The organism is Paenibacillus fonticola DSM 21315 (assembly GCF_000381905.1).
GTDB classification, from domain to species: domain Bacteria; phylum Bacillota; class Bacilli; order Paenibacillales; family Paenibacillaceae; genus Fontibacillus; species Fontibacillus fonticola.
In genome coordinates this window covers 1-13,214 of sequence record NZ_KB907263.1, presented here as the reverse complement: position 1 = coordinate 13,214, position 13,214 = coordinate 1, and the positions used below count along the sequence as shown (strand labels likewise).

Below are 13,214 nucleotides of genomic sequence, written 5' to 3'. Positions count from 1 at the left end.
GACTGGAAATCATTAAACGGCTGCGCTCATGATAGGAATTTTTACGACAAATGCCTTTCCATCTCCCTCCTCTGAACTAATATGAATGCTGCCTTGATGAATATCTATAATTTTCTGTACGATGGATAAGCCTAGGCCACTGCCTTCCATAGTTCGATCTCTTGCCCGATCCGCTTTGAAAAAACGGCTGAATATCCTCTCTTCATCCTCAACGGTGATAGGAAGGCCATTATCATAAAAAGAGATTACCGTTTCCTTATCGTCCAAGTCCGACTGCAGATTGACAACAATTTTCCCGCCGGAGGGTGTGAACTTAATAGCATTCGACATCAAATTGATCCATACTTGATTTAGAAGTTCTTCATCCGCATAAACTATCGTTCGAACTCCTTTCATCTCCACTTCCAGCTGCTTTTCCGACCAAAGCGGCTCAAAAGTGAGAATCGTGCGCCGGATTTGTTCTGCTAAATCGAAATTGACCGGCGCTATCACATAGCTCTCTGATTCAAGCGAAGCCAAGCGGAGTAAATTGTCGCTCAGCCGCGATAGGCGCTCGCTCTCCTGCATAATAATCCGAAGGGATCTCAAGCGCTCTGATTCTATAAGCGATCCCTCGAGAAGCATCGCCGAAAAGCCTTTAATTAACGTAAGCGGTGACTGGAACTCATGAGAGACGTTAGCAACGAACTCCTGCCGCTCGCGGTCCAATTGACCCAATTCTGCAGCCATATGATTTATAGCTTTGGACAATGTCCCCATTTCGTCGCGCTGATTTTCGGGCAAACTCACCTTAAAATCACCGGTTGCCAGCTGCTTAGCCGCCGCGGTTACGATCTGGATCGGGGTAACCAAGCGCCTCGCAAAAAATAAAATAACAATCCCGCCCACCAGCAGGACGATAACTAGTATTAGTCCGATTTCCGCTAATCCCGAGGATTCGCTGGATGCCGCTTGTGCAAGCTCAATCTGGTAAATACCCTCGTCCAGCTCCCATTGTATTTGGACCGAAATGTCACAATCACAGAAATTATCTTCGTCAGGCCAATTAAACAATTGAATCTCTTTAGAGTCTGGAGCAGTGACTTTCAATCTAACCGCTGACAGCTGAGCAGCACTTTCCAGAAATGCCTGCTTATCCTCCGGTTTGGTTTGACTGTACAATTGAATAAGCTGCTGGCCTTTTCTTGTAAGTTCCTTTTCTGTATAGTGTTCGGAGGAATCTTGAAAAATAAAGATTGCTGCAGCCCAAGCGATTATAACTCCGATGAGTACTGCAGCAAGATAATAGAAGACAATTCGAATATAGAGAGTTCTAAACATGCTTCACCTCTAACCTGTATCCGAGACCCCGGACGGTCACGATTTCAAAGCTGTCTGTCAGCGCAGCGAACCTCTCCCTAAGCCGTTTCACGTGTACGTCTACCGTCCGTTCATCCCCCTCAAAGTCATTGCCCCACACACGCTCAATGATTTGCTCTCGGGTTAAAGTACGATTTGGCTGGGAGGCCAGCCGATACAAGACTTCAAACTCTTTAGGGGGTAAAGATACTTCTTTCCCGTCTACGGATACATGTCTCTCGGTATTCATATATAACTCACCGACTTGAACAGAATATCCCCGGTCAAACCGATATCTCCGCAAAAGCGCCTTTACCCTGTAACTCAGTTCCTTTGGATCAAAAGGCTTGACCACGTAATCATCCGTTCCCGCCTGAAATCCCGATATTTTGTCGATATTCGCTCCCTTTGCAGTCAGCATGAGCACTGGGATATCATAGTACCGTTTGATTTCGCGGCATACTTCAAGCCCATCCTTGCCTGGCATCATAATGTCCACGATGACAAGCTCGAGTCTCTCTTCGCGAATGGCGGCGATGGCTTCTTTCCCATTGTCCGCTTCCAGAATGTCGTAATCATCTGGCCGCAATGCAAGTCTGACCAGTTCGCGAATGAGAGGATCGTCGTCCGCTACCAATATTTTTATCATCCGCTTCTCCTCTGCCATTTCAAGCTTATTCCACTAACTTAACATATTTATCTTTAACATGCTCATCGAAAAACTGCACCAATTGTTCATTCACTTTCGCAAGTAAAGTCAGGTCCCGCTTGCCTAATAAAGGAGAATACAGCGTTACGTCGGAGAAGCTCATATGATCAGCGCCGGGAACAACCCATTCGGTCCCGCCATTTTTCAAAATTCCTTCCTTTCTTTGAACCAGCTCAGCTGCGTCTTTGATGTATTCCTCCTTTGCGTCGAGTCCTGAATATGGACTAGGATCAGGCCAATCTGTCTCTGAAAGCTTCATTTTTGCAAAATCATCGCTATATGTCGTTTGTATATATAAAAACGGGTAGGACAAGCCGTCATTTATCCTTGCGCCATATGGAAATCCGTCCATGTTTACCCCTGCCAGCACCCGCGAATCCTGGTGCATAACCTGTGCTGCAGCCGCGCCCCCAAATGAATGGCCGAGCATACCCAGCCGATGGAGATCCATCATTCCGGTTAATATATGCTGAGGATCTTTTTTATTCAGATCATACAATCTGTCGAGGACAAACTTAACATCCTCCACCCACAGTTGCATATGTTCCTCCATGCTGTCCCAAACTGACGAATGTTCATTGGTGACTACTTTTTCTTTGGTGACCCGTCCATCCGGAAACAACGTCGGGATTTCTGTATAGTATGGATGCTCAATTGCGATTACAATGTATCCGTGGCTCGCCAAATTTTCCGTCATACTCGTGTACATGAAATTAGATGCTCCAAAGCCCGGAGACAAAATAAGAACAGGGTACTCGGCCTTGGCTGATGAGACAGGCAGCTGCAGATAGGAATGCGTCGTCACATTTTTAATACAATCTATGATTGCTTTCACATACAATGGCTGGCCTTCACTTAATGACTTCAACTGCTTTACAGAGTGTGCGTAGGGAGCTGGCTGCGCACGGCCATTAATTTTGGCCGGATACCATACACGGGCCATAACCTCCCGTTGATCGTTTTCTGTACTCGTCAACGTCTCCAAACGCCGGTCATCGACCCACTGATAGTTAGTCACCCCTACTCCGTAAGGGCCAGTTGGATTCGGCAGAACAACTAACGGCAGCACATAAAGAGGAATCAAAAACGCACCTGCCAGCACTACCGTTCCCAGGCTTCCCGCGGTAATTCGTTTCCATATCTTCGGTCTTCCATGCATTTCAATCGTTTTTCTAAATAAGGCCCACAATATGAAACATAAGTATATTACCGCAAAAAGAAAATAGAACAGTATCATTTGCACCCTATAGCCTTCCAGCAGAACATGCAATCCAAAGATCACAACACCTGGTCCCATCACAATTAACATTCTTTTTCCCTTGACTAATACGCCTGATATGTATCCGAAAATAGTGACCAGTACGATCAGAGCCATCCCCATCTCAAACCATTTCATCAGAAACCTCCCCTTTCACATAAGAGGAGGTTAACAGCCAAATATGAACATTGGATGAATGAGATGGGCAGCGGGACTAACTTTTAATAATTTTCTTTGATGTGCTATTTAAGGTACTCAATGCGATTATCTCGTGAATTGAACCGTCCGCTTCTACAGTATCCACCGCACCTAGGCCGTTCTCCGCAACCATTAACGGTTCTCGTTCCTAGATCGATTAAATTAAATAACTACAGTCAACAAATCTTCCTTGTAATTAATGCTCTTCTTCTCGGTCTCGATGACATCCAAATAATTATTTGAGTTGGATACGATGACTGGGGTGGTAAGAATAAAGCCTTCGGCCTTGATCGCCTCCATATCAAATTCCATAATCAAATCGCCTTTTTTGACAACGTCCCCTTGACTTACCTTAGGCGTAAAATATTTGCCCTTTAATTTAACCGTGTCCTTGCCTACATGAATGAGTACTTCAACGCCATGTTTACTCGTAATGCCTATGGCATGACCCGATTTAAACAATGAAGTAAGTACCCCGTCCACTGGAGCGTATACTTTGCCCTCCTTGGGTTCTATCGCAATGCCTTTACCCAGCGCCCCCGTTGAGAATGCTTCATCCTTCACTTCATTCAAAGCGATAATATCGCCCTTTAATGGACTAATTACGGTCTCTTGTTTAACCAAAGTCTCCGGCTTGTCAGCTTTATTGCTGTTATCTTCCTGCACCTCATCATCCTTAAATCCGCCAAAATACATCAGCACGAAGCCTAGTACAAAGCTGACAATGATTCCGATAATGGCTCCGTAAAATCCGCGATCCATGCCTTCCGGACTAATATAAGTGGGTATTCCAAAAATGCCTAACCCGCCGATCATATATCCCTTGGTACCCATGAGGCCAATGATACCGCCGCCGATAGCAGCAGCGATACAGCTTAATACGAACGGTTTTTTCCGCGGCAATGTAATCCCGTAAATCGCCGGCTCCGTTACACCGAAAACTCCCGAGATAAAAGCCGGAATGGAAAGCGATTTCAATTTCGTGCTTTTCGTTTTCAATAAAATAGCAAGAACGACACCGGTTTGCGCAAAGGAAGCTCCGAACATTCCCGCCAGGATCGGATCCGATTTAAGCACGGTTATGTTGTTGATCGCAATTGGCACAAAGCCCCAATGCAGACCGAAGATGACGAACACTTGCCAGAAAGCTCCCATCAGTATGCCTGTAATGACCGGACTCAAGTTAAAGATAAACAAGGTTGCCGCACCCAGCAGCTGACCAGCCCAAGTCGCAACCGGCCCGATAATAATGAGCGCAAGCGGAAGAGTCACTAGTAAGGTACAGAAAGGAACCAGAAATGTACGAACTACGCTCGGAATGACCTTTCTGAAGAAATTCTCAATTTTAGCTCCTACATAGGTAGACAAAATAATCGGGATAACACTGGATGAGTACGTCATCAGAATGACCGGAACTCCCAAGAAGGTTAAGTACACCGGCGACTCGATAATCGTACCGCTAAATAAGGTGTATAGCGGCTCACCCGAGGACATAATGCTTGAAAACGTTGGGTAAACCAACGTTGCCCCGATCGCCATCCCCATGAATGTATTCGCTTTAAACTTCTTGGCCGAGGTATATCCCAGGAATACCGGGAAGAAGTAGAATAAGCAGTCTCCGATCGCATTTAATATTTGATAAGTTCCTGACGCATCGGAGAGCCATCCAAGGGCCAGGAACAGTGCCGTAAAACCCTTAATCATCCCTGTGGCGCACAACACGCCAAGAATAGGTGTAAACACGCCGGAAATTGTGTCGATAAACTTATTGAATAAGCCTACCTTTTCATCCGGTACATCTTCAGACGCCGCTTGAAAACCGCCGATTGCGGCGACCTCTGCATATACCTCAGGCACATGGTTGCCTATCACAACTTGATACTGCCCCCCGCTCTGTACAACGGTAACCACACCGTCCATGCTCTTCAACGCATCCGTATTGGCTTTGCTTTCATCCTTCAATTTGAATCGCAGGCGTGTAATACAGTGGGTTAAGCTGCTTACGTTTTCTTTGCCACCAACGTGTTTGATAATGTCCTTAGCGAGCTGCTCATACTTCATCTTTGTCTCCTCCTATTTTTCATCTACAAAAATAGGCAAGACCGATAGACCGGTACTTTATAAGTACCATCTATCACGGTCTTGCCTGCTTTACCAGTAACAATCCAATGATTTTATTCAATTCCTTTGCGTCACCCGATGAACATGAATCGTTAAATAGAGCTTTTCCTCGTCGGACAACGGGGTGTTTAAATATTTTTCGATTTTCAGCATACATTGATAAGCCTTTTTGTATTTTACTTTAACCTGCTTTAGTAGAAAATCATCCTCTAACAGCGTTTTTTGCCTTTTCTTCAGCCGTTGAAAGAAAAATCTCAAATGGGTAATGAATCTCTCATAGCTGATCGATTCCTCATCCAGCGTAATGTTATAGGTATATTTAATAATATTTAATATATCCTGAATCTTTAAGGCTTGCTCTGCGACATCCGCTACCCGTTGGTAGGAGCTGTTTACTTGAGCGTTGATTAAATGAAGGGCGATATTCGCTGCCTCATCCTCAGACAATTGCTTGCTGACACTATCCTCGATAAATTCTAGCGCCTTTAGGCCGATCCGGAATTCCTTCGGGTAAAATTTTTTAATTTCCCAAATCAACGGGTTGCTGTTCTTGATGCCCTCATCGAACATTTGGAGTGTATTGTTGATATGGTCGGTCAGCGTGACATAAATATAATCACTCAAAGCAACTTCCAGCATATTTTTGGCGTACTCGATAATGTCGTAGCATAACGAGACATAATCGGAAGGAACATCCTCCAGAAGCAATTTGAACTTTTCGGAGGCGTCCTTTTGCTTGAGGATGAACACCTTTTCGACTAGGTTTTCATCCACTTGGCCTCCGATGCTCTGTTTAAAGGCAACTCCGCAGCCCATAACGACAAGCTCTTGCTTTTGCGCATTCTTAGCTACAATGACGTTATTGTTAATAATTTTTTTTATGATCATCCAACTGCCCCCCTTCATCCCGAATTCATTTACAAACTATAGGACTTAGACGCTGGATGAAAAATATCTGACGGAACCGAATGACATGAACCGTTGTTATTCGACTTCAGCCATCACATCCCTTACTTCATCGTTTAATCTTTTTTCAACGAACTAAGCAGCTGCAGGACTGCGGTTACAAAAAAAGGCAAAACCCAAAACATGTACTTTACATGTCCTGGGTTTTGCCTTTTCAGTAACAATCCCAAAGTCAGATTACCATTGATTCCGTATTTTGGCAAGCGGAAAGTATGCGCTTTCTTTAAAATTATTTACATACTTTCTACGGTAAGAAATTTTCAACAGCTTCCTCCATATCAGGCTCCTTAATTTTGATATCCTCAATTTCTCCAATTTTCGACATTATCGCGAGACATTCTGTGACGCTGATTTCTTCTTTTTTAAAGAGGACAGTGATGCTGTTTGCTTGCGAATCCAGCACTTTTAACCTTGGATTATGGATTATGCTATAGTTATTTTTAAAATTTACAGTCAGCCGATGACCCACACTATAGGTATGCTTAAAGAAATCAAGCGAACCGTCGAAGATCTCTCCCCCTTCTCGATCGTAATCACACGACGGCAAATTTGATCAATATCGTCCATATCGTGGGTGGTCAGAATGACCGTTATGTGCGGTTTATTGGAAATTGAAAAAAAAACGCCCAATGGGCGTGGTTGAGTGGATAACGTTGCTGCTTCAACATCGACTTTCATCGTGTGTTACCTTGATGACAACATTGCCTTTCTTATGTCCTTCTTCGACATATCTATGAGCCTCCGCAAGTTCTTCTATGGAATAATATCGATCGATGACTGAATGAATCTTTCTTCGTTCCAAAAGATCTGCAAGGTAGTTTATATCATTCATAAGTACCTTTGCTATTCCTTGCCCATCGACCGTCACGTATGACCCGTTGGAAGCTAGTGCCTGCTTGCAATTTGATTTTGATTTTTTGCCAACTGCATCAAAGATGATATCGTAAGTATTTCCTCGATTTATAAAATCCTCTTTCGTGTAATCAATGACCTGATCAGCCCCCAAAGCTTGAACCATTTCTAAATTTGCTGTACTGCTTACCCCGGTAACCTCAGCTCCAAACTGCTTAGCCAGCTGTACCGCAAAGGTACCCACTGTCCCGGATGCACCATAAATCAATACTTTTTTTCCTTCTTGGATGTTTCCCTTTCTAAGAAAATATAATGCAGTCGTTGCCCCATAGAGCACTGAAGCGGCTTCCTCATAGGACACATTGACCGGTTTGATAGTCATTAATCCATTTTCCGATATACACGTATATTCGGCGTGCGCACCAAGTTTCATTCCGGTTAGTGCAAATATCTGATCCCCCTTCTTAAATCGCTTCACTTTTTTGCCTATTGATACAATTTCCCCAGCTAACTCCACGCCCAATATCGGATTTCTAGGTTTTGTGAATCCTAAGACGATCCGCATAGGAATCCACAGCAGAACAGGGCTGTTAAATGTTCGAACCCGGATGTCTCCTGCAGTTACGGTTGACGCATGCACCTTGACCAGTACTTCATTGTCCTTCGGGGTGGGAATAGAAACTTCTTTGAGCATCAGAACATCCGGTGAACCATATTTTGTGCATATCATTGCCTTCATGGGTTTCCTCCATTGACGAATAAAATATGCTATCAGTATATCTACAATACCGTTACGGGATATAGCTACTTAAGTATGGTTTTTACAACAGATATTTAATATTGCAAGTTACTTAACAGGCCCAGCTCGCGGGCGCGAGCAACAGCTTCGGTGCGTCGTTTCACCTGTAGCTTGTCAAAGATCATGCGGTTATGTCCTTTAACTGTAGCCAATGCAATAAAGAGTTTCTTGCTAATCTCCAAATTGGAATGGCCTTGTGCGATTAAATACAGTACTTCCAATTCTCGCTCACTCAGTGGCTCAATCAAGAGTTTATTAGAATGTGCTTTGCCCTGATTATAATTCGATTCGCGTTTCTCCGCCTCTGTTTTAAATTCGGCCAACAGCTTGTTCAAATAGGTCGTCATTTTCACTTGATTCGCTGCTTCACAGAGCAATTTCCACATGGGCAGGCCCTCGTCCATAAATATCCGGATAAAACCGCCTGGCTCTGCCATGATTAGTACCTCAATAATGATTTGTACCGCTTCAAAAGTTTCCGCCTGTAAATCCAAAGCTATCGCTTGAAGAATTAATACCTTCAGACGTTCATCTTTTAACCCCTTCGCCTCCATCTGTTCTCCTAGGGGTTGGAGCACCGCAATTGAAGAGGTAGCATCCCCCTGTGCCAGATGAACCCGAGCCTGACAGAAATCAAGCTTATACTTCTTTGCAAGATGCCCAGCTAGTCGTAGATGGCCTTGCTGAAGTAACAATTGTACTTGTACCTCAGCAATTTTTGGAATGTGATTCATGAAGTGATGCTGGCGGGCTATATGCTCTGCCTGATCCAGCATTGCTGCCGTGCCCTCGCCCCGCCCTATCCTTATTTTTGCTAGAAAAATCTCTCCTGCAATAACTCTGTCCATGTTCTCAAACTGCTTGGCCAGTTGGATACTGCGTTGTCCGTACAGCATAGCTGCATCCAAGTTGTTCCATTCGTAATGGATCCGGGCTAAACCCAGATTTGCCTCGCAAGTAACCAGCATAGGCGAATCTGTTGCCACTTTTAGAACACGATTGTAGGTTTCAGCCGCCATATAGAGCAGATTCTCCGCTTCCTGTATGTTCCCTAGACCTAGCGTCGACATGATCGTAATCATGACATGTCCGATATTCTGACTGAGCGATAAAGCTTCGGCGTAGGCTTTGCCGGCAGCGGCACGATTTCCCTGAAGCTGGTACGCATATCCCATCGACCAAACGGTAGATGTTCGGACAGGCAGGTTGTCAGGGTGCAGGTATTCTAATGCACGAAGAGACTCGGCAATGATCTTATCCGCCTGATGATTGCTAACCGCCAATGTGGCCCGAATACAGGCAATATGTCCGATAAGATCTTTGGTTACGCTGTCCTGCTCGAGTTCTATTACAGCTGTCTCTACGGCATGCAGTTTCTGCTCGACACCATTCATCTGACCTGACAGCAATAGCGCTGAAGCATACATTACCCATAGTGAAGGCCTCGCATTAAATTCCTTATCCTGCAATGAATCCAGCCATTTCATAACAGGAGCTGCTGCTCCGCGAAACAGCAGCGGCATCCCTTTTCCTTCCATCAGGCGGGCGGCACGGTCGGTATCCTTAGCCGCAGCTGCGTACTGAAAGGCTTCCATCTCCAAGCCATTGTCTTCATGCCACATACTGGCACGAATATACAAATCAGGAACTCCCCTCACATCAGCAGCAAGATTCAAATGGATGTCCCGAGATAACCGATTTCGAAGCAATTCAGCAAAGAGATGGTGATAACGATACCAACGCTTCTCGTTGTCTAGGGGGACGACAAATAGGTTGGCGCGTTCAAGATATTCCAACATTTCTTGCCCGGAAGTAGAAGGCGCATGTTGTTCCCTAGCTTCATTGCCCAAAACGGCATCACAAAGAGGGCCGCACAACCGATCAAGAATCGATGTGCTCAGCAGGAATGTTTGGATGCTTAAAGGCTGCTGCTGCAGCACTTCGTCCACCAGAAAGTCCACGATGTATCTGTGGTTGCCAGTGAAAGATTTAATAAAACTGTCGGGATCATGATGCCCTTGCATGGACAATGCGGCTAGCTGCAGGCCGGCGATCCAGCCTTCCGTTCGAGATTCAATCAGAGCGATGTTTTCGGATGAAAGTTTTAATTCCATGACCTGTCCCAGAAAATCGGCTGCTTCGGCAAGGGTGAAACGCAAGTCAGAAGCGCGCACCTCAGTCAATTGATTTCTGACGCGTAATCGAGCCAATGGCAGACGCGGATCCTCACGCGTGATAAGGATTATGTGCATTTGCGGAGGCATTTGGTCAAGTCATATGACCATGGCATGATCTATCGTTAGGGAATCCAAAACGTGATAATCGTCCAGGACGAGTACGAATGGATATGGAATAGCAGTGATTTCATTAAGCAACGCCTTTATCGTCGATTCGATGGGCGGTGGTTGTGAGGATTGGAGCATACCAAGTAGACTTACTCCAAAATTTTCAGAAATGGTTTGTAAAGCGGCGATGAAGTAGGTCAGAAATCGAGCGGGGTCATGATCCTTCTCTTCTAGTGATAACCAAGCGGCGGGCTGAGAGCAGTGCCTTAACCATTCGCTGATAAGGGTCGTTTTACCATAACCCGCACCCGCAGCAACGAGGGTCAGCTTACGATGCAGCCCTGCGTTAAGACGCTCGGCCAATCGAGGGCGAAGCACGACTTTGGATCGCGATACCAGGGGAAATAGCTTAGTAGATAAAATTGGGGTAGACATGATGACCACCATTCTACGCCGTCATGGGTGAGGATCCATGAGCGCCGTCCCCGTCCATGGGCGTGGTATTATGTATTAAATTTTAAATTCGACGGCTATAGTGCAATTCCTTTTTGCTGGTAAATCAGCATTGGCTTCCTTCATTTCTTCCTCAGGACGAATACTTTTCCCTTAGCTGCGGGTAGGGCGCCCGTCAGTCCCAGATCTGTACTTTGCCCCTGAGGTGACGCCCATGCTAAGCGTTTAAAAAAGAGGCTAATCCTCACCGGATCAACCTCTTAGAATGGACGCTAACATCAATGCTTCTTCATGTAAAACTGACGATGAAGCTCTCGAACTTCCTCCGCGAGCTCAGGTACAGGACCGTCTACGACAGTATCACGAATAACGTCCTGGATGGGAAGATTGCGTACGCGCGATGCGGGAACCCCAAGCTCACCCAGCCATTGCACCAGCTGTTTGGATGAACTCGCATAAACAATGCGGCCTAAACCGGCCCAACCATGGGCTGCAGCGCACATCGGGCAGTGTTCGCCAGACGTATAGACCGTTGCTTTCTCCCGTTCTTCCTTTGTCAGGTTATTCGCTGCCCAGCGAGCCAATGCAAACTCCGGGTGCTGGGTATGGTCTCCGCCGGCGACGTGATTATGGTCTTCCGCAAGCACTTCGCCATCGGATGAGACTAGAATCGAACCGAACGGCTCATCGCCAGCCCCCAGAGCATCCTTTGCAAGTTGAATACAGCGCCGCAAATGCTTCAGATCTGTATCGTTGATCAAGATAGCCTCCTCCTTAGCAATTTATCGAGCCTAACTAACTGATGTTCCTACTCTCGTTTCACGTCTATAAGAACATGTTATCATAAAAGCTGCTGTTGTGTTGTGGCCGTTGATGGATTTGAAATACTCCTGAAACTTTTTGCAGTTTATGCAAAGGAGATAACATCGGAAAACTTCTGGTAAGAGTAATATGAAAAACTGACCTTCTTCATATATGACAAGAGGTGTCGCCATTATCATTTATAATGGAGTTGTCTAAAAAAAGGAGGTATCCATGAGATGGCGAGTTTGCATGGAAAAATTGCTTTAGTAGCTGGGGCTACAAGGGGAGCCGGCCGCGGCATCGCCGTAGAGTTAGGAGCAGCGGGCGCGACGGTATATGTAACGGGAAGATCTACTCGTACCCATCGTTCCGAATACGATCGGCCTGAAAACATAGAAGAAACGGCGGAACTAGTCACCGAGGCAGGCGGTCACGGAATCCCGGTTCAAGTCGATCATTTGGATCCCGCTCAGGTAAAGGCATTGGTAGATCGTATTGAGCAAGAACAAGGCCGGCTCGACATTCTTGTCAATGATATTTGGGGGGGCGAAAAGATAATTGAATTCAATGTCCCCGTGTGGAAACACTCGCTTGAAAACGGTCTGCACATGTTACGGCTCGCTATAGATACACATCTTATTACAAGCCATTTTTCGCTCCCACTCCTAATCAAAAATAAGAATGGCTTGGTCATAGAGATGACTGATGGAATAGCTGAATACAATAATAAAAATTACCGATTGTCCATGTTTTATGATCAGGCTAAAAACTCCGCTATTCGTATGGCGTGGGCTCTAGCCCACGAGATTGAGCCTTATGGATGCACCGCGGTGGCACTCACGCCAGGCTGGATTCGATCGGAAATGATGCTCGAGCATTTTGGCGTGAAGGAAGAAAATTGGCAAGACGCAGCGGCCAAGGATCCTCATTTCATCATCTCGGAATCCCCCCGTTTTGTAGGCCGTGCCGTTGCTGCTCTTGCTCAAGATCCCGAGCTGGCACGATGGAATGGACAATCCCTTTCAAGCGGAGAGCTTGCGAAGGTATACGGGTTTACCGATCTCGACGGCTCACGGCCGGATTGCTGGCGTTATTTGGTTGAGGTCGTTGATGCTGGCAAACCAGCAAATGTTGCAGGTTATCGATAATCGAGTAGGAGGGGGCGACTAACCCCCGTCCTCTCACACCACCGTACATGCGGGTCCGCATACGGCGGTTCCAAAAGGTTAACAAAGTTCCAGATAACGAGAAAGTAAACTTTTCAGCCCTTTCGTTTCCCAGTAGGAAGTCGGGAGGGCGTTATTTGTGTTTCTGGACATTTCCCAAGCACCGCGGCGGGAGTTTCCCATGACATAGCAGGCCCACTCCGGGACTCCAAGGGCCCTCAGTTCACGGATTCGGGTACGTACCCGTTTCCACTGTTTCCACAGA

The 13,214-nt window shown here is 45.9% G+C and carries 10 protein-coding genes and 1 pseudogene; 1 reads left to right on the top strand and 10 read right to left on the bottom strand.

Annotation, left to right across the window (positions count from 1 at the left end):
- Positions 1-12: 12 nt before the first annotated feature.
- The 9 genes from G358_RS30445 to G358_RS0118360 form a co-directional block, all read right to left on the bottom strand.
- The gene (locus tag G358_RS30445) at positions 13-1,320 is read right to left on the bottom strand and encodes a sensor histidine kinase (protein ID WP_019638720.1); all 1,308 of its coding nucleotides are present in this window, start codon (positions 1,318-1,320) and stop codon (positions 13-15) included.
- A complete protein-coding gene (locus G358_RS0118400; protein WP_019638719.1) occupies positions 1,313-1,987 on the bottom strand; it encodes a response regulator transcription factor in 675 nt (224 codons plus the stop codon). Before G358_RS0118400 ends, G358_RS30445 begins: the two co-directional genes overlap by 8 nt.
- A 25-nt stretch (positions 1,988-2,012) precedes the next feature.
- Positions 2,013-3,443, bottom strand: a complete 1,431-nt coding sequence (locus tag G358_RS0118395) for an alpha/beta hydrolase family protein (RefSeq protein ID WP_019638718.1) — start codon at positions 3,441-3,443, stop codon at positions 2,013-2,015.
- Positions 3,444-3,665: 222 nt separating this feature from the next.
- Complete coding sequence (locus tag G358_RS0118390) at positions 3,666-5,564, bottom strand: beta-glucoside-specific PTS transporter subunit IIABC (RefSeq protein WP_019638717.1); 1,899 nt, start codon at positions 5,562-5,564, stop codon at positions 3,666-3,668.
- A gap of 117 nt (positions 5,565-5,681) precedes the next feature.
- Positions 5,682-6,512 carry a BglG family transcription antiterminator LicT gene (gene licT, locus G358_RS0118385; RefSeq protein WP_019638716.1) on the bottom strand — a complete coding sequence of 277 codons (831 nt, stop codon included), beginning with the start codon at positions 6,510-6,512 and terminating at the stop codon, positions 5,682-5,684.
- A gap of 739 nt (positions 6,513-7,251) precedes the next feature.
- A complete protein-coding gene (locus tag G358_RS0118375; RefSeq protein ID WP_019638715.1) occupies positions 7,252-8,181 on the bottom strand; it encodes an NAD(P)-dependent alcohol dehydrogenase in 930 nt (309 codons plus the stop codon).
- A gap of 95 nt (positions 8,182-8,276) precedes the next feature.
- Positions 8,277-10,505: a winged helix-turn-helix domain-containing protein gene (locus tag G358_RS31340; RefSeq protein ID WP_338042710.1), complete on the bottom strand. Its 2,229-nt coding sequence runs from the start codon at positions 10,503-10,505 to the stop codon at positions 8,277-8,279.
- A gap of 9 nt (positions 10,506-10,514) precedes the next feature.
- The gene (locus G358_RS34425) at positions 10,515-10,961 is read right to left on the bottom strand and encodes a hypothetical protein (RefSeq protein WP_019638713.1); all 447 of its coding nucleotides are present in this window, start codon (positions 10,959-10,961) and stop codon (positions 10,515-10,517) included.
- 296 nt (positions 10,962-11,257) lie between these two features.
- Positions 11,258-11,740 (bottom strand): nucleoside deaminase, encoded by a 483-nt coding sequence (locus G358_RS0118360; RefSeq protein ID WP_019638711.1) that lies wholly within the window; start codon positions 11,738-11,740, stop codon positions 11,258-11,260.
- 279 nt (positions 11,741-12,019) lie between these two features.
- Between G358_RS0118360 and G358_RS0118355 the strand changes: the two genes are divergently transcribed.
- Positions 12,020-12,931: an SDR family oxidoreductase gene (locus G358_RS0118355; RefSeq protein WP_019638710.1), complete on the top strand. Its 912-nt coding sequence runs from the start codon at positions 12,020-12,022 to the stop codon at positions 12,929-12,931.
- A gap of 78 nt (positions 12,932-13,009) precedes the next feature.
- Here G358_RS0118355 and G358_RS32460 read toward each other — a convergent pair.
- A pseudogene (locus G358_RS32460) lies at positions 13,010-13,214 on the bottom strand (group II intron reverse transcriptase/maturase); the annotation flags it as partial.

Excerpts from the sequence above, each read along its gene's own strand:
- G358_RS0118375 (WP_019638715.1), bottom strand. The coding sequence starts at position 8,181 with ATGAAGGCAATGATATGCACAAAATATGGTTCACCGGATGTTCTGATG.
- G358_RS31340 (WP_338042710.1), bottom strand. The coding sequence starts at position 10,505 with ATGCCTCCGCAAATGCACATAATCCTTATCACGCGTGAGGATCCGCGT.
- G358_RS34425 (WP_019638713.1), bottom strand. The coding sequence starts at position 10,961 with ATGTCTACCCCAATTTTATCTACTAAGCTATTTCCCCTGGTATCGCGA.
- licT (WP_019638716.1), bottom strand. The coding sequence starts at position 6,512 with ATGATCATAAAAAAAATTATTAACAATAACGTCATTGTAGCTAAGAAT.
- G358_RS0118355 (WP_019638710.1), top strand. The coding sequence starts at position 12,020 with ATGGCGAGTTTGCATGGAAAAATTGCTTTAGTAGCTGGGGCTACAAGG.
- G358_RS0118390 (WP_019638717.1), bottom strand. The coding sequence starts at position 5,564 with ATGAAGTATGAGCAGCTCGCTAAGGACATTATCAAACACGTTGGTGGC.
- G358_RS0118400 (WP_019638719.1), bottom strand. The coding sequence starts at position 1,987 with ATGATAAAAATATTGGTAGCGGACGACGATCCTCTCATTCGCGAACTG.
- G358_RS0118395 (WP_019638718.1), bottom strand. The coding sequence starts at position 3,443 with ATGAAATGGTTTGAGATGGGGATGGCTCTGATCGTACTGGTCACTATT.
- G358_RS30445 (WP_019638720.1), bottom strand. The coding sequence starts at position 1,320 with ATGTTTAGAACTCTCTATATTCGAATTGTCTTCTATTATCTTGCTGCA.